The following is a 16,395-nucleotide window of genomic DNA, read 5'->3' as shown; positions in this document are numbered from 1 at the left end:
ATTATTGGAAGATAGATTATCATTAATATCAAGGAATACAGAAGAAATTGTTACTCTAGATGAATTAAAGAAAAAATTAGAGTCAGGAAATAGGCTCACAGGATATATTGGCTTTGAGCCAAGCGGAATATTTCATATAGGCTGGCTAATATGGGCGCAAAAACTAAGAGATTTAATTGAAGCAGGAGTTCAGATGAAAGTCTTAGTCGCAACATGGCACGCATGGATAAATGATAAACTTGGAGGGGACATAGAACTTATAAGATCTGCTGGAAAGTACGCTATCGACGTATTAAACGCTTATGGAATAAACACATCGAAGTTTCAAGTTATCGATGCAGAGGAATTAGTAAGTGATAAGAATTATTGGGAAAATGTAATTAGAGTAGCTAAAAGTACCACGTTAGCTAGAATGAAAAGATCTCTAACAATAATGGGTAGAAAATCCGATGAAGCTGAATTAGATACATCGAAATTATTTTATCCAGCAATGCAAGTAAGTGATATATTTTATCTTGATGTTGATATAGCTTTAGGCGGAACAGATCAAAGAAAGGCCCACATGTTAGCTAGAGAGATTGCAGAGAAATTTTCCAGAAAGAAAGTCATTGCTATTCACACGCCTCTGCTAATAGGTCTAAAGGGAGGACAAAGAATGGAAAATGTCGAGATAGATGAAGTTATGGCAGAAGCAAAGATGAGTAAATCAAAGCCTGAAACAGCTATCTTCGTAACAGACACGGAGGAAGAAGTAGAGTCAAAAATTAAAGCTGCGTACTGCCCTAAAGGGGTAATAGAGTTTAATCCAGTACTACAAATAGACAAACTAATAGTATTTAGTAACTTTAATTCATTTACAATCGAGAGAGAATCTAAGTATGGAGGAAATATAACATTCAATACTTATGGAGAACTAGAAAAGGCATTTGCTGAAGGAAAAGTTCATCCAATGGACTTAAAAACTGCGACGGCAAAAATGCTTAATCAAATACTAGATCCTATAAGAAAGAAGGTAAATACAGATATGTATAAGGAAATAATTTCGTCTGTGAATAAAAATATCACAAGGTGATTAATACGAAATATGTAGTAAATTTACGTTTCGAAACAGATGGTATAGTAGATAAACCGGATGTAATAGGAGCAATTTTCGGTCAAACTGAAAATCTATTTGGAGAGGAGTTTGATCTGAGAGAATTACAAGATAAGGGAAGACTTGGCAGAATAGTAGTGGAAATAAGAACTAAGAATGGTAAATCTGAAGGAACAATTGAGATACCATCTAATCTAGACAGAGTGGAAACAGCACTAATAGCTTCAATGATAGAAAGTGTAGATAAAATAGGACCATATACAGCAAAGTTTGAGCTCAAGGAGATCCAAGATATAAGAGCTGAGAAACTGAAGAAGATAATAGATAGAGCAAAAGATATCTTAACAAATTGGAATAAAGAGAAAACCCTTGATATTAAAGAAGTACTTAATGAGATTAGTAGCTCGGTAAAGACAGGAGAAATCACTGAGTTTGGACCAGAAAGATTACCTGCTGGTCCAGATGTGGCAACAGACCCTAATTTGATAATAGTTGAGGGTAGAGCCGATATAATAAACCTACTCAAGTATGGCTATAGAAATACCGTAGCAGTAGAAGGAGCTAGCGGAAAGATACCTCAAAGTCTAATAGAACTGACAAAACAGAAGAAAATGGTTATAGCTTTTACTGATGGGGATCATGGAGGAGAGTTAATACTAAAGGAATTACTGAACACTAACGCAAAGATCGATTTTATTGCGAGAGCGCCTCAAGGAAGAGAAGTAGAAGAACTAACAGGTAAAGAGATAGCGAAATCCTTATCCAACATGGTTCCAGTAGCTCAATATTTAAGAAGGCAACAAGAAGAAACTCATGCAGTAAAGGAATCAGTAAGTTCAGTAACAGTAATCCAACAACCTGAAAAAGTTGAAAAAGTTCAAGCTGAGATAACTGTGCCTTCTGTAGCACTTGAAGAAATTAAGAAGCTTCCTGGAACTCTAGAGGGCATAATGTTCGATGAGAACTGGAATTCTATTGAGAAAGTTCAGGTTAGAGATATAATACCTAAATTAGAGAAGGCCGAAGAGGGGAAAGTGGCCTATATAATTTTCGATGGCGTGATAACTCAAAGGTTAATGGAATTAGCGTTAGCAAAGAAAGTAAAGCTACTAGTAGGCGTGAGAATAGGCAGAATTAATAAAAGTTTAAATAACGTAAAAATATTAACAATCCCTGATATAATTACTTCCTAAAGAAACTTGTAATGTCAACTCCTCCACCTTTTATTTCATCTTCTTTTACTCCAAAAGAATCAAGTATTCTCATAACAGATGGAACTATTTGTTTATCTATGTAATACTCTATATCTATTCTATTCTTATCCTTTACCATAAAATATGGTTCTGCTTTATCTGAAATTTTACCTGAACCTTTAACAACTACATAACCTATCTTGCCTCCACTGAAAACAGCGTATCCTGCTTTTATTGCTTTTTTAGCTGCAGCTACATGTGGTGCATCAACCTCATAGTCGTTTATATCCTTATCCAGAGATTTCCATATAACTAATTCCTCTATCTTGAATTCCTTCCTTCTTAGCCTCATTACAACGTCTCTAGCTAATCTTACAGCGTCCTTAACTCCTGATGTAAGTATTTGTTCTATAACTCTTTTTTGTATATCTTTAGCCAGATCGCACCAATCACCTCTAATAGCTTCAAATCCAACTATGTCTATTTTACCTTCTTCTGTAATTCCAGCATATCTTTTCTTGTTCTCAGTAAAGAAGACCTTTTTATAGTGTTTATCTATTTTTATCTCTAAAGCAAGTAAATCACTTATCTTTTTTGCTAAAGCTACAGCGTCTCCTGAACCTTTCACGAAGATAGAATCGGTATCACCATAGATCACGTCAAATCCTTCATCTATCGCTATCTTAGATGCTGAGGAAATAGTTTCCCTACCCCACGCAGTTACCGCTTCTGCCCCTTCTTTACTATACCACCTAGCGCCTAACCACCCCATATAACCATAAAAAGCATTTGCCATTACCTTTAATGCCCTTTGCCTTTCATCTAACATCCTTCTCTGATATTCGTCTCTTATATCCTTCACCTTTTCCTTAACTTCTCTTCTTTCATTCAATAACTCTTGTAAAAGCCTCTTGTAAAAGCCTTCAGGAGATTTCCTAAACTTGTGTCCAACCTCAGGTGCAACCCAACAATCTTCACAATTATCTTTCAGTAGAGTATCCGGGCCTATGTTATATTTTATCATTATAGATGGATACATTGAAGAGAAGTCTAATACATACACGTTCTCATGTATTCCAGGTTTGGGAGGAATAACGAGCCCGCCCTTATATGTAGCATACTCTCTTTCTACTCTATTTGGAATTAACTCCTTGTATTTGAACGCCTCTCTCATTAGTAACCATTCTACTCTATAGCCTACACTTGCCATTGAAAGCTGATCTAAAGGTAAACCTGATATGACAGTTAATTGCTCTCCGAATGGAATAAAAACGTTTTTCAATAAGTATGTTGATTTCGCATCGTCTAAATTGTACTTCTTGACAAGGTCTCTTTTCTTAAGATCCTCCCAATAAGATGAAATCTCATACCATTCAAGGTTTACTCTTTCATTTTTTGGAAGTACGCCTAAATAATCGGCGATATTATCTAGACTCTTAACTTTAACTTCTTCTACCGTACTAGCAAATCCCATAAGATCTACGTTTAACCTTCCCACAACGGAATAATGTCCATATGTACCTTGTGAAGGTTCTGAATTTTCCCTCCTACCAAGATCAAGCTTTATATTCCGCATCTTTGCCCTTTCCAGAAGATATGGCCAATCAAATCCATTACTATTATAACCTAGAATTATATCAGGATCGTAGTCAACAACAAATTTACTGAAGTTTCTTAAGACCTTTAAATCATCATCCTCAGCACTGAACTGTTCCTGACCTTTATCAGTCCATACACCTATTAAAATGACTGGGTCTTTCCTTGGATTTGGAAAACCATATTTACTATAAACCTCTATATCGAACGCCATTATTTTTAGCTCAGGAAATGCATCTTCGTATACCTTTTTAACATCTTTAAGCAGATAGGCTTTACTTACCCTTAACTTTTCTAATGATATGTCTTCAACTTCAGCATCAAACCAGTAAAAAGGCCTTATTCCAGAGTCTATCGAGTATCTCATGTAAAACCTTATGTCGGCTTCCATTACGTCCTTAATACCGGATAACTTAGATACTTCCTCTCTGTATGCTCTAACATAAGCTGGAATTTGAGTAGTTATTTTCAACGCTTTTAATGGATTTCCATAGTACTTCATGTCAACATCTTTTACCTCAAGAATTGGAGACTTCAAGTTCCCAAGTTTCATTATTTCGTTCTTTAGTGATTCTAGATTACTTCCATCTTTTGGAATCGCGTAGAAATATGGCCTAAAATCTTTCTCTAAAACTACAACCCTATTTCCCTCTTTATCAATAGACCATATAAATATAACAGGAATATTATCTATAACGTCGTAGGAAAAATCTAAGACAAAGAAGCTCTTAATCATATAAAAAGATTTATACTTAGCTAATTAATTCTTACTCTAATCCTCGTCTCTCCAGAAGATCCTTTAACATAAGGTAAGCATGTTTACCTCTACCATAATAATTTTTCTTCGTATTCACAATATAATAAGATCTATTAGAATAAAAGGATATCGCTTCTTTATTAGTAGTCATTACTTCTAAGACCGAATAAAAGCAGTTATACGCGATCTTAAACCTTCTTTCTAATTCGCTTAACAGTATGCTTCCTATTCCATTTCTTCTACTGTTTTCTCTTGTAGCGATCGAAACTAGATGTCCTCGAATTTTAAATTGTACTATACCTATTATGTATCCTAATACATAATCGTTCTCCTTAGCAACTAGGTATAGATCTCCTGAAAGATAAAGATAGGCTTTAAGGAGAGAGTATGGATATGGTTGCTCAAAACTCTCATTTTCAATCTCATATATTTGAGTTAGATCCTGTTCCGTCGCATTAGTTATAATTACCACATTACGATTGATATACACATATAGTAATGAAAGTTTTGGAGTTTGACGAAAAAAAGGGGATACTTAGACTCTACTTAGAAGACGAGGATGATTTATGGACTTTACAGACAATCCTAAAAAAAGGGGATAAAGTAATAGCGAGAACTTCTAGAGATGTGGGACTAGGTAACGAATCACGAAGAATTTCGATGGTAATTGAACTTATAGTAGAATATACAGAATTTCAGAGCTTTACGACTAGACTACGAATTCATGGTGTTGTAACGGATGCCCCAGAAAAGTATAGTCTGAAAGGATCGCATCATACAATAAATCTTGATGTAGGAAATGAGATACTGGTTATTAAAGAAAAGTGGACTAAACAAGCCCTTCAAAGAATTTACAAGCAGGCTGAAAAACGGACTAAAATATTAGTAGCATTAGTCGACTTTGATGAATATATTATCGCAATACCTATGAACCAAGGGATTAGGATACTATCAGAGTCCACGCTAGAAAGTCTATCAAAAAATTCTGAGGGGGTAATAGAGGATAATGCAAATAAAATCTCAAAAGAAATTGAAAGTTATTTTAACGAATATAAACCGGACGCTGTTATCGTTGCAGGTCCAGGTCCTTTTAAGGATATAGTTAAGAGTAAACTTCAAGGAATGAGAGTTTATACTGATTCAGTTTCATCTGCAACGAGATCTGGACTGAATGAAATCTTAAGAAGAGACATAATAGACCAAGTAATGCGAGACTATGAAATATCAAAGGGTATAAGAAAACTGGAGGATGCTCTTGCAAACATGTCTAAAGATACTGGGCTTGTTACATATGGGCTAGAAGAAATCGAGAAGGCTGCAGAGTTGGGAGCAGTAGAAACTCTTCTCGTAATAGAAGATGATATACCCTCTGATGAAGTTCAGAAAATCATGGAATCTGTGGAAAACAAAAGAGGTGAAGTTATTATAGTCCCTAAGGACTCACCTATATATTTTCAATTAAGAAATTTTGGCGGCCTCGTAGCATTACTTAGATTTAGACTCGACTGACTCTGAAATTCTTAGACCGTAAGGTAGTTCTTCTATCACTTTTACCTCATCTACTTTACCTTGCTTTAGAAGTTCTTTAGCTACGGAATATGAAATAGTATATTTCTCATTTTCGAGCTCACCGAATTGTGAAAGATCCATGTTTGACTTCACAATAGCTTTAATTATTGTTCCTTCTCCTGTGAATTCTTCATATGGTTTGGAGCTATACTTTATAGTCCTAAGGAACCTGGTTCTAGTTTCCACAACATCCTTATACACAGAACTACAGTAGTGGAGATTAATTCTGCAATCCTTATTATTCTTTAGAAGAGATAGAGCCATATCGGAGCTTTTATTGGATCCAGCAAGACCATGAGAAACCCTTAATCCCATAGAATTTAGCCTTGATGCATTTCTTTCTGTAATTTCAAGCTCATTTATATTGACGAATTTAATTCCATGATTTTCGGCCCATTTTACAATAAAATCAAGGTACCTTTCCTCTCCTGGAATTGCTGGAACTTCTATTCCTACATCCATTGAATACTTCAACGCTTTCTCTACATAAACTAAATACTCTTTGTTTATTGGATGAAATCTTATTTCGTCTAATCCAGATCTCTGTAGTTCCTCTAAAGAATCTTGATTAATATACCTTCCTGAGGTGTAAAGGTGAATATGAAAATCATCACCAAATTCTGCTTTGAGCTTGGTTATAATTTCGATTACTCTATCTAACCTTACTATAGGATCTCCTCCAGTTATTCCAGCACCGTTAGCTCCCATTCTGTAAGCCTCATAGATCAGATCTAAAACATCATTAGTCTGTTTTTCATTGGCATATAAGATATCTTTTCCAAACCTATTTTCACTAACTGGACAGTAGTAACAAGAATCCCCACATTCTCCAGTAACAAAAACTACTAGCTTTCCCCCTACCCTGCATAGCTCACAACCCTTAGGTAATTCCCTGTTATAAACGCCGATCTCAGGATTTCCTTTTAACATTGTTTACTATCCAGTCTTTTATTTCTGGATTTTTAACTTCTTCTAGAAGCTCCTTTATTTCTTCTTCAGCAATATTATCACTAGATGGCTTATTAGTTTGAATTTTAGGTCCTCCCTCATTTCCACCTTCTGGAAAATACCAGTTTTTGAACCATCTAAATCCTGCGAGAAATAGTGATTTTCCTAAAGGAGTTTCTACTACACTATAACCACTAAATAACATTCTATATGTTTCATAATCTTTCTCATAGGTTATGAAAAATCTACCTTTAGGGGGCAAAAAATCATAAAACGCTTTCATTAATTTAACCTCTAGTCCAGCTTCTCTTGGCCACGGATCGTAATCCAATTCAATCCAGACTGGATAATAGTCTCGTCCTGAAAAGTAATTGCATCTCCCTATAGACCTATTTCCTAAATAGAGTACAAAAGACTTCAATTCCTTTATATGAGTCTGCCTAATATCTTTGGCGTGAAGTTCAAATTCGTCTATTTTAAAATTGTTCATTAATAACCCTCCTAAAGAACTTATTGTTTTTCGAAAGCTTTCTAATTGCATCCTCAAACGTCTCATCTACTCCAAGCTTATACTTAAGAAATACGCCCGTCTTTCCCTTTTCTTTTCTCCTTGTAAGAAGGGATTTTCTTTCCTTAACTGTTTCGAGAGAGATGTGTAGAAGTTTTGCAACCATTTCTTCATTCTCGTCAACAGGAATCTCAAAATGACCTTTATCATTTGGTAAAACTAAGTTCAACATTTTATTTACTCCCGGGACTCTAATTTTTTTCTCTACTCCTTCCATATTGATAAGCCCGCCAAAACCGTAAAATTCTTCTTCATTTTTTCTCATTTTACTAAGTGGAAATGAAATAACTTCACTTTCCAAAGGATCTAGGGATATATAGGCTTTAGGTGTAGACGCAGGAGTAGCTTGAATTATAAATTTATGGCTACTGTCTATCATTTCAAGTTTTACAAAAACTGGAGAGAATACAATAATATCAATATCACTATCCTTTCTAACGTCTCCCCTAGCCACGGAACCATAAACGTAGCCCTCCATTCCAAGGGAGCTAAGTTTCATAAGTATATCTCTGGTTCGCCTTCGTTTTTCTTCGAAGATACTCCAATGCTCCACTGAATACAATATTTCCACAAAGAATTTTATTAGCAAGTCTAACTTAAGCTCTTATGGTTAATCTTGGTCTCGAGATATTTGGAATAGGGCTTCTAATATTCTGGATAATAATATTTGCTTTAAGACATAAGTTATCGGATAGAGGTTTCTCCGTATATCCCTTACTTTTAATGTGGAGGAAATCTACTAGGACAAAATGGTTTCCACAGCTTGCAAATTCAAAGATTTTTAAAAATTTTGAAAAATTATCTGTTGTTCTTGGAATAATTTCCATGATTGCTGGAATAGCATTAATATATTACGTAATAGAAGGACTTCTCTTCCATCCATCGACAACATCCGCTAGGCTAGAGCCAATAATACCTGGCATTACGATTGGTTTGAACGAGGTTCCTTATCTTCTTTTGGCTATAGGCATCTCGGTAACGTTGCACGAATTAGCCCACGCAGTTTCAGCTACTTCAAATAAGATTGATGTAAAAAGTGGTGGATTCATATTGATTGGTATATTTCCAGGCGCCTTTGTAGAGCCAGAAGATGATTCTTTCAACTCTTCTTCGACAAGCGTTAAACTAAAAATAATCGCTGCAGGAATAGCAGTAAATATAATACTTGCAGCCATTTTCTTTCCCTTAGCTTCATACCTTCCACAATATCTAAGCCAAGGTATATTAGTTGAGAAAGTAATACCAAATAGTTCAGCGTATAATGCATCAATACTTCCTGGAGATATAATACTTTATATAAATGGAATTGCTACACATACATTTTCTCAGTTGCAATATGCCCTTAATTCCTCGACTCACTACATTATTAAAATTATGACGGCAAACCACTCAATCGTGTACGTTAATGCAACGTCACAAAGTCACTTCTTAGGAGTTTACGTCACCTATTACTTTCAGCCTTTTTGGTTACCTTTTCTTGAATTCTTTACTTGGATGTTTATAGTAAACTTTAGCTTGGCGTTATTTAATGCAGCACCATTAGTTATAACAGATGGAGGAAAAATATTTACTGAATTATTAAGAAAAGTTAGTCCGAAAAGTGGGGACAGAATTTCTTTTACAATACAATCAATAATTTTACTATCCCTTATATATGCTATAATATTGTCAGTTACTCTCCCTCAATGAGTTTTTTGCTAATTATTGGGAATGGTATGACTTCCTTAATGCTTTGATTGTTAGATAGTAACATGATTAGCCTATCTATACCTATTCCTAAGCCTCCAGTGGGTGGCATACCGTAAGATAATGCTCTTATGAAATCCTTATCATACGGATGGGCTTCTTGATCTCCTTTCTTCACCATCTCTTGCTCATCTCTAAATAACTTGTCTTGCAAAATAGGATCATTAAGCTCTGTATAGGCATTTGCTAATTCCATTCCAGCTACATATAGCTCAAATCTCTCAACAAATCCTTTCTTACTTCTATGAGGTTTACAGAGTGGAGTAGTCTCTATTGGATAATCAATTATAAATGTAGGTTGAATTAAGTTAGGAGTAACTAACTTGTCAAATAGTTTTTCAATCATAAGACCTCTAACGTAGCTATTTCCTCTTGGAACTAACTGATATTTTTTCATTAATTCCTTTAGATCATTATCTCCCATAGAGTCAACGTTTTTTCCAAGAGCTTCTGTAAGAGAATCGATTATTGAAATTTTCTTGAAGTTTTGCAAATCTATTTGATATTCGTTATCCCCAGATCGGTATTTTAAAGTAGTAGTTTGCGTAACTTCTTTGAAAATTGTTCTAATCATATCTTCCGTGAGTGACATGATATCGTTATAGTCAGCATATGCCCAATAGAGTTCCAATAAAGTAAATTCTGGGTTATGTGTAACATCAATATCTTCATTTCTAAAGACTTTTCCAATCTCAAACACTTTATCGAAACCGCCAACAATAAATCTCTTTAAATATAACTCTAAAGAAATTCTTAGATACCAATCTTCATCTAAGTAGTTTATCTTAGATATAAACGGTCTAGCTAACGCTCCTCCATAAACTGGCTGCAAAATCGGTGTTTCTACTTCAATAAATCCTTTAGAATTTAAATAATCTCTAATTTTCTTAATTGTAAAGAATCTTATTTCCATAGCTTTCCTCGCATTATCATTATAAAGAAAATCTACGTATCGATGAGCATATCTGAACTCTGTACTGAGCTTAGACCAATCTGGAGGCTCTATAAGGGCTTTAGCCAAAAGCGTATACGACTTAACCAATAGGGAGAGTTCACCTTTCCCTGTATAAAATAGATCGCCCTTTACACCTATTATATCTCCCCTGCCTATATAGTCGAAAAATTCCTTATATTTATCGCCTAGCTCATTTACTCTTAAATAAAGTTGAAGTCTTTCTCCTTCATCAAATATATCTACAAAAGATGCCTTTCCATGCCTTCTTATATTTGCTACTCTTCCTGCTGTAGAGATATTAAATAAAAACGGCTCATGTGATTTGTCTGAATTCTTTAAGGCTATCTCTTTTATCTGCTGAATACTATGAGTTATATCGTATTTTTGAGGGTATGGATTTATTCCCTTTGAACGTAATTCATCCACTATTTTTATCCTTAGATCGTCCCATTCCACACAATAACGGGAACAAGTGAGTATATAACATTTTAGCTATAACATTTGACGAGTTAAGATCAGTAATTATGGACACAAAAATCTCCAGTATTTAGGATTTAACTATTTTAACAAAAATATTGAGTGACAAGTCATTTAAGAAAACGCTAGCCGTTGATAGCTAGTTTCGCTTAAACAATGACATTTTTATGTACATCACGATTTCCCGTTCTTAAACGCTTATGTATTTTTAAATAATTTAAGTCCCACATGCTGATTTATAGTTCCGGGATTAAGGTCAAAGAAAATTCTTGAATGTAAATATATGGGTTAAAAATTGATAGATAAGTTAACACTAGTTTAATATCCTCTTAAAGACGGACAGGTTTTCCCACATAACTGAGGTCTTTGATAAGACTTTCAAGATATAGGTTTATCCCGCTAATGGATCGTTATGAGGACTGTTTACCCAGAACATCTTAAAGCCCAAGGGTTTTATGGATATGACAATAGCTATCCGTAAAATCCAAACCACGTGGTTCTGATTGGCTGTAGAGAATGATATATAGATGATATATTTTCTATCTTTACTAGAGGGCATTCACTTAGTCTATTAGTGTTAACATACAGAATTTTATGAGACGAGGTTACTGGTTTATTATGAATAAATGGTTTATAGTTGCAATATCTTCAGCTTCATTCTTCTTATCATATTTTTCTAGACTGACTTGGAGTGTTGTCTCAACATTTTCTCCATTTCATCCTACAGTCCAGGAAGACGGTACAGTGTTTTCCCTATTTTTTGTTGGTTATATAATTGTTCAATTACCAGCTGGAATACTAGCAGATAAAATTGGGACTAGAACTTTACTTTTCTTTTCATTAACAGGAATAGGCTTATCATCACTTGCTACTGGTCTAGCGCCGAATATTGAATATGAATACCTCTTTAGTTTTCTTATGGGCTTATCTGCTGGATGGGTTTACCCAATAACAGTCAAAATGATTTCCTCTAGTTTCTCTGGCAATAACTTAGGATGGGCAATGGGAATTTATAGTATTGCATGGCCATTGTCCATAGTCTTAGTTGGAGCAATATTGCCGGTAATCTCAATAATTATAGGATGGTACTCAGGTTATTTTCTGATTTTTATTATTTCAATTATTCTTGCATTTCTATCATTAAAAATTAATATGAATTCAATATCCAAATCTAATAGTTTTTCCATTATAATAAGCAAAAATGTTTTATTAGTTTCCCTTGCTGGCTTTCTTTTTTTTACTTCGTATTGGTCTATAGCTCTTTATATTTACAAGTATTTTGTCCTTATAACAGCAAATCCTTACATCTCTGGCGTTCTTTATTCCTTAACAGCACTAGTAGGAATATTTTCCACAATAATAGCAGGTTGGTTTATCTCAAAGCTAGGAGTTAGAAATACACTTTCATCGTTTGTTGCAATATATGGTTTCCTAATTCTGCTCCTCCCACTCTCGTATAATCCTGCTCTTTTAGGTGTTTTATCATCTTTAATGGGTTTTGTTAGATTTATTATAACTCCTGCAAATTCTGCAATTCTCGCAACAATGGGTAAGGAAAATACAGGTTCAGTAAGTGGAACGGCTAATCTAATATGGCAAAGTAGCGGAATTTTCGCATCGTACTTTACGGCAATAGTAATCACGAACTTAGGCTATTCGGATCTCTGGATTATTATGGGAATATTTACATTATTAGCATCAATTATTTATTTAGGAATTAAAGTCTAAAAGGAGTAAATTTTTCTAGATTCACCATTTGGTATTTCAAAAAATATACCTTCCTGTGTAAGTACTATATATCCTATCTCACCTTTACATTTATAAGGAAATGCTAATATACCCTTTGTTTTTAGCACAGAAGTAGAATATACAGGAATTAGAGAATCCTCCATTTCCAAAGCTATGCACTCAGGGATTATTTTAAAAAGGAAATTTAATAACTCATTTAAGAGATTTTCATATTCATTACCTATATCTCTCATTCTTTTTGCTTTATTAATTATATCCATCTTGAGTCTAATCTAAACCTAGAATATGAAGCTAAAAGATGATATGAAGAATTGTTACTTAAAGAAATTTTACAGTTTGCCTTGAGTAGATCTTCTAAATATATAAAACGAATATAAATAAAAGATGACGGCAATTATAGTGAAAATTATACCAAATATTAATAATGGGAATAGTTCACTCTTTGGACCTACGCCAAAAAAGATTGGAAAAGGACCTAATAGTACTACACCTCCATATGCTACTGACGTTGGTTGAGATATAGAACTTGGTGTAGATGAGATCCCTCCTATAAATATTAAGATAATACCGAGCAATATTATCAATATCCCTAGATATACAAGGGTTAATCTCATAAGTTTAAATTAGCCGATGTAGTTTATAACGGTGTCGCAAACGTGTATTATGGAAACATCATCTCAATACTATCATCAAGTAAAGAAAGAGGTATTCAAATAGCTGAAACCTTGGGAAAACTTCATGAAAATGGAAAGATTCAGATATACTACAGAAAGAAAGGAAATTATATAAGATCAGTCCTTTTTACACCAGAATATCCGGAGAAAATCCTGGAAACAGCTGAGAGTCTTTCGTTGTCTTCAATTTTTTTCCTCTATTTACCAGAAAATCCTAGTTGGATAGATGGTGAATTGGCTCTATTAGCATCGTCAATGGGAATACCAGGATATATAGTTACAAATCTAAGTGAGGATAAAGTAAGAAAATTACTAAAAGGGCTAACAATTCAGAATTATCCAATAATTAGAGATATTGAGGAATATGAAGGAAAAGAGAAAGATAAAGGAATAATTTACGTCGATAGAGCCTTTGTAGTTAAAGGCGTTGGCGTAGTTATAACTGGATTCTCCTACACTAAAGTCAATATTCATGATAAATTTAAAACAATTCCCGGAAATAAGATTATTGAGATTAAAAGCATTCAAGTACTAGATGAGGATCAGCAAAGCGTTGATAGTGGAGTAAGAATAGGTTTTGCACTAAGGAATGCGAAAGAAGAAGAAATGAAAGATGTAAAAATACTTTCAACAGACAAGATACCAATTACAAAGGAATTTGAGGCTAAAGTAACTCTATACCCTTGGTCAGAAGTTCATGAAAATGGGAAATATCACTTAATATTTAACGGTATTTCTATAATGTCCGAACTTGTAATTGAAGGAGATAAAGTAAAGGTAAAAACACCTTACGAAATTCCTCTGGCCGATCGAATGATAATCCTGAACGTTAACGCGAAGCAAGGTAAACCTAGGGTTGCAGGCTTCTTGGAAAATCCGAAGCTTATATAGACTTAATTCGAGAGTTAGATAACATAAACTATAGTTTAAATATCTGAAACTTTCATTAAGTTCTATGAGCATATTAACCAAAGTATATAATTTAAAAGAAAAATCCTAAGATTTTCTTATGTCGTTAATTATTTCATCTGCTACCTTCTTTCCAGAAAGTACCATGGCTCCGAATATTGGACCCATTCTGGGCAATCCCTTAATCTCACATACTGCCATACCAGCGGCATATAACCCAGGAGCAACTTTTCCAGTACCGTCTACTACCTGTTGTTCTGCTACCTCACTATAAGCAGATTTTTCTCCTGGGATAGAAATTTCTAGTTCTGGTAATTTCCTAGATGCGACAGATATAACTTCGGCATCATGGCCCGTGGCATCTACTACAGCCTTTGCTGATATAAATATGGGATCTACGTGTAGGCTAGACATTTGAGTAGCTGTCCATTCAACAGCAACTCCCGCTACCTTCAAAGGTTCTTCTCTAAATATGACATCGTCAACTGTTATTCCATGAATAAACTTTGCCCCAGCATCTATAGCCGACGAGGCTAGTTTGGCCATAAACTCGGCGGTATCAACAGCATAGACATCTTCTTCAGCCTTAACTAATCTTATTCCAAGTTCTTTTAAGATTTCATCTGCTGGAGATTCTATGATAATTTTATGAAATAACATTGCCCCTCCACCTATTCCTCCCCCAAAGCTTAATCTTCTTTCGAAAAGTACAGTCTTTAAACCTGCTTTAGCAAGATAGTATGCCGCTGTCATACCTGAAGGTCCTGCTCCAACTATTATTACATCACTATCTATTATATTTTCCCAATCTTCAAAAGTGAATTTTAGAATATATTTGCTTATTTTTCCTTCATCTACTTGTTTAACTTTCATGTTTCAACAATAACTTATCGAAATAACCAGCTTATAAATGAAGTTATATTAGCTTTTTAGAATAAACATATAAATAGTATTAGTCTGATTGATATTCGTTTATCATGCCTTTCAAGCTAGACACTGAAACAAGAGAAATTCATTGTAGTTGGTGTAAACAAGTGATTAGAGGAAAACCCATCGTAGTTAAAACGTGCTGTAATAATAAGCCATTTATCTTCTGTAGCAGCAGATGTTATAATAACTGGATGAGAGAATGGCTAAAAAGACAAGAGCAAATAAAGGGAAAAGGCCAATTGTTATAGGAATTTCTGGTGCAAGTGGTGTAATTTATGGTATAAGGACAATACAGGTTCTTCATGAGTTAGGGTATCCGGTTTACGCTATAGTCTCGTCCTCAGCTAAGAAAGTATGCAAAATTGAAAATGAATTTGATATTAATGAAGAGATAGTTAAATATACGTCTTTCATATATTCTGACAAAGATCTTGATGCGTCAACTTCTAGCTCTAGTTTTACAGTCTTAACAAAAGGGATGATAATAATTCCATGTAGTATTAAGACCATGGCTCTGATAGCATCTGGAGTCACATCCACTTTAATTTCTAGGACAGCAATAAACTTCCTGAGAACTAAAGGTAAATTAGTTCTAGTTATCAGAGAAACTCCATTAGGTTCTATAGAACTAAAAAATGCTTTAACTATATCAAGATCTGGCGGAATTATACTTCCAGCTTCTCCTGGATTTTACTCAAAGCCAAAAACTATTCAAGACATGATTGATTTCATTGTAGGAAAAGCTCTTGATATGGTAGGAATAGATCATAGAATCTACAAGAGATGGTCTAAATCAGATCAAGATCTTTCTTCCCAAGCTTCTTAGATATAATGTCCTTCACTTTCCCTTCATAGTAATCATCACTAGAGTCTAAATCTTTTTCCAGATTATCGTTCCCATTCTTTTTATTTACAACAAAAGCACACTTATTACCTGGCAATAAAGCTCTCTTCTCGCAATAAGCATACTGACATTCCCCAGTAATACAATTATCACCCACCCATCTACAATAACCTGTCTTATGTGGTATTCCTTTTTCGTATTTTGTTTGTATCATTAGAGCTCTTTTATTGCATCTAAAATATGGGCATAAATAATTGCATTTGTCTCCTAGGGGAAGAGGTTTTGGTTCTTCATTAGTTGTTTCTTCTCTTCCTCTATTGTATTGCCTGTTATAATTACTTCTCAAGCTATGTAAACCCCCAAGCTTTTCGGTTCTGTGATATAAGT

17 protein-coding genes are annotated in these 16,395 nt (G+C 34.4%); 7 read left to right on the top strand and 10 right to left on the bottom strand.

The genetic code is table 11. The annotated features are described in order from the left end of the window. Nucleotides 1-4 precede the first annotated feature (4 nt). Entirely contained in the window at nt 5-1,072 is a 1,068-nt protein-coding gene (locus CM19_RS09495; RefSeq protein ID WP_048100204.1) for a tyrosine--tRNA ligase, read from the top strand. Then, on the top strand, nt 1,069-2,286 hold the full coding sequence (gene dnaG, locus CM19_RS09490) for a DNA primase DnaG (protein ID WP_048100203.1): 1,218 nt from the start codon (nt 1,069-1,071) through the stop codon (nt 2,284-2,286). The genes CM19_RS09495 and dnaG overlap by 4 nt, the downstream gene beginning before the upstream one ends. Here dnaG and CM19_RS09485 read toward each other — a convergent pair. Beyond that, nucleotides 2,276-4,618 carry a DNA-directed DNA polymerase gene (locus CM19_RS09485; protein WP_048100202.1) on the bottom strand — a complete coding sequence of 781 codons (2,343 nt, stop codon included), beginning with the start codon at nt 4,616-4,618 and terminating at the stop codon, nt 2,276-2,278. The genes dnaG and CM19_RS09485 overlap by 11 nt on opposite strands. Before the next feature lie 31 nt (nt 4,619-4,649). Then, complete coding sequence (locus CM19_RS09480; protein WP_048100201.1) at nt 4,650-5,111, bottom strand: GNAT family N-acetyltransferase; 462 nt, start codon at nt 5,109-5,111, stop codon at nt 4,650-4,652. 26 nt (nt 5,112-5,137) lie between these two features. On the opposite strand from CM19_RS09480, the gene CM19_RS09475 reads away from it, so the two are divergent. Beyond that, nucleotides 5,138-6,148: an mRNA surveillance protein pelota gene (locus tag CM19_RS09475; protein WP_048100200.1), complete on the top strand. Its 1,011-nt coding sequence runs from the start codon at nt 5,138-5,140 to the stop codon at nt 6,146-6,148. On the opposite strand, the gene CM19_RS09470 is transcribed toward CM19_RS09475, so the two are convergent. Genes CM19_RS09470 through CM19_RS09460 form a run of 3 tightly spaced genes read right to left on the bottom strand, consistent with a single transcriptional unit; the run spans nt 6,125 to nt 8,295 of the window. Further along, nucleotides 6,125-7,138, bottom strand: coding sequence for a radical SAM protein (locus CM19_RS09470; protein WP_048100199.1), 1,014 nt, complete (start codon nt 7,136-7,138; stop codon nt 6,125-6,127). The genes CM19_RS09475 and CM19_RS09470 overlap by 24 nt on opposite strands. Then, on the bottom strand, nt 7,119-7,646 hold the full coding sequence (locus CM19_RS09465) for a DUF1122 family protein (protein ID WP_081801261.1): 528 nt from the start codon (nt 7,644-7,646) through the stop codon (nt 7,119-7,121). The genes CM19_RS09470 and CM19_RS09465 overlap by 20 nt, the downstream gene beginning before the upstream one ends. Further along, the gene (locus CM19_RS09460; protein WP_048100198.1) at nt 7,633-8,295 is read right to left on the bottom strand and encodes a nucleotidyltransferase domain-containing protein; all 663 of its coding nucleotides are present in this window, start codon (nt 8,293-8,295) and stop codon (nt 7,633-7,635) included. Before CM19_RS09460 ends, CM19_RS09465 begins: the two co-directional genes overlap by 14 nt. A 35-nt stretch (nt 8,296-8,330) precedes the next feature. On the opposite strand from CM19_RS09460, the gene CM19_RS09455 reads away from it, so the two are divergent. Beyond that, a complete protein-coding gene (locus tag CM19_RS09455; protein WP_048100197.1) occupies nt 8,331-9,413 on the top strand; it encodes a site-2 protease family protein in 1,083 nt (360 codons plus the stop codon). On the opposite strand, the gene lysS is transcribed toward CM19_RS09455, so the two are convergent. Then, nucleotides 9,397-10,881, bottom strand: a complete 1,485-nt coding sequence (gene lysS, locus CM19_RS09450; protein WP_048100196.1) for a lysine--tRNA ligase — start codon at nt 10,879-10,881, stop codon at nt 9,397-9,399. The genes CM19_RS09455 and lysS overlap by 17 nt on opposite strands. A 639-nt stretch (nt 10,882-11,520) precedes the next feature. On the opposite strand from lysS, the gene CM19_RS09445 reads away from it, so the two are divergent. Next, entirely contained in the window at nt 11,521-12,630 is a 1,110-nt protein-coding gene (locus CM19_RS09445; protein WP_048100195.1) for an MFS transporter, read from the top strand. Here the strand turns inward: CM19_RS09445 and CM19_RS09440 are convergent. After that, the gene (locus CM19_RS09440; RefSeq protein WP_048100194.1) at nt 12,627-12,911 is read right to left on the bottom strand and encodes a hypothetical protein; all 285 of its coding nucleotides are present in this window, start codon (nt 12,909-12,911) and stop codon (nt 12,627-12,629) included. The two genes, CM19_RS09445 and CM19_RS09440, sit on opposite strands and share 4 nt — an antisense overlap. A gap of 69 nt (nt 12,912-12,980) precedes the next feature. Continuing rightward, nucleotides 12,981-13,265, bottom strand: a complete 285-nt coding sequence (locus CM19_RS09435) for a TIGR00304 family membrane protein (protein ID WP_048100193.1) — start codon at nt 13,263-13,265, stop codon at nt 12,981-12,983. A 42-nt stretch (nt 13,266-13,307) separates the two neighbouring features. On the opposite strand from CM19_RS09435, the gene CM19_RS09430 reads away from it, so the two are divergent. Next, a complete protein-coding gene (locus tag CM19_RS09430) occupies nt 13,308-14,216 on the top strand; it encodes a translation elongation factor (RefSeq protein WP_048100192.1) in 909 nt (302 codons plus the stop codon). A 105-nt stretch (nt 14,217-14,321) separates the two neighbouring features. On the opposite strand, the gene CM19_RS09425 is transcribed toward CM19_RS09430, so the two are convergent. Beyond that, on the bottom strand, nt 14,322-15,107 hold the full coding sequence (locus CM19_RS09425; protein WP_048100191.1) for a sulfide-dependent adenosine diphosphate thiazole synthase: 786 nt from the start codon (nt 15,105-15,107) through the stop codon (nt 14,322-14,324). 256 nt (nt 15,108-15,363) lie between these two features. Between CM19_RS09425 and CM19_RS09420 the strand changes: the two genes are divergently transcribed. Then, nucleotides 15,364-15,990, top strand: a complete 627-nt coding sequence (locus CM19_RS09420; protein WP_048100190.1) for a UbiX family flavin prenyltransferase — start codon at nt 15,364-15,366, stop codon at nt 15,988-15,990. On the opposite strand, the gene CM19_RS09415 is transcribed toward CM19_RS09420, so the two are convergent. Then, a complete protein-coding gene (locus tag CM19_RS09415; RefSeq protein WP_048100189.1) occupies nt 15,953-16,354 on the bottom strand; it encodes a hypothetical protein in 402 nt (133 codons plus the stop codon). The genes CM19_RS09420 and CM19_RS09415 overlap by 38 nt on opposite strands. Nucleotides 16,355-16,395: the final 41 nt, after the last annotated feature.

Source organism: Candidatus Acidianus copahuensis (assembly GCF_000632495.1).
GTDB classification, from domain to species: Archaea; Thermoproteota; Thermoprotei_A; order Sulfolobales; family Sulfolobaceae; genus Acidianus; species Acidianus copahuensis.
This window is presented reverse-complemented; position numbering and strand designations above follow the sequence as displayed.

Bases quoted from the DNA above. Each gene is read 5' to 3' on its own strand.
- CM19_RS09420 (WP_048100190.1), top strand. From the start codon at position 15,364: ATGGCTAAAAAGACAAGAGCAAATAAAGGGAAAAGGCCAATTGTTATA.
- CM19_RS09445 (WP_048100195.1), top strand. From the start codon at position 11,521: ATGAATAAATGGTTTATAGTTGCAATATCTTCAGCTTCATTCTTCTTA.
- CM19_RS09475 (WP_048100200.1), top strand. From the start codon at position 5,138: ATGAAAGTTTTGGAGTTTGACGAAAAAAAGGGGATACTTAGACTCTAC.
- CM19_RS09435 (WP_048100193.1), bottom strand. From the start codon at position 13,265: ATGAGATTAACCCTTGTATATCTAGGGATATTGATAATATTGCTCGGT.
- CM19_RS09425 (WP_048100191.1), bottom strand. From the start codon at position 15,107: ATGAAAGTTAAACAAGTAGATGAAGGAAAAATAAGCAAATATATTCTA.
- CM19_RS09465 (WP_081801261.1), bottom strand. From the start codon at position 7,646: ATGAACAATTTTAAAATAGACGAATTTGAACTTCACGCCAAAGATATT.
- CM19_RS09470 (WP_048100199.1), bottom strand. From the start codon at position 7,138: ATGTTAAAAGGAAATCCTGAGATCGGCGTTTATAACAGGGAATTACCT.
- CM19_RS09485 (WP_048100202.1), bottom strand. From the start codon at position 4,618: ATGATTAAGAGCTTCTTTGTCTTAGATTTTTCCTACGACGTTATAGAT.
- CM19_RS09440 (WP_048100194.1), bottom strand. From the start codon at position 12,911: ATGGATATAATTAATAAAGCAAAAAGAATGAGAGATATAGGTAATGAA.
- CM19_RS09455 (WP_048100197.1), top strand. From the start codon at position 8,331: ATGGTTAATCTTGGTCTCGAGATATTTGGAATAGGGCTTCTAATATTC.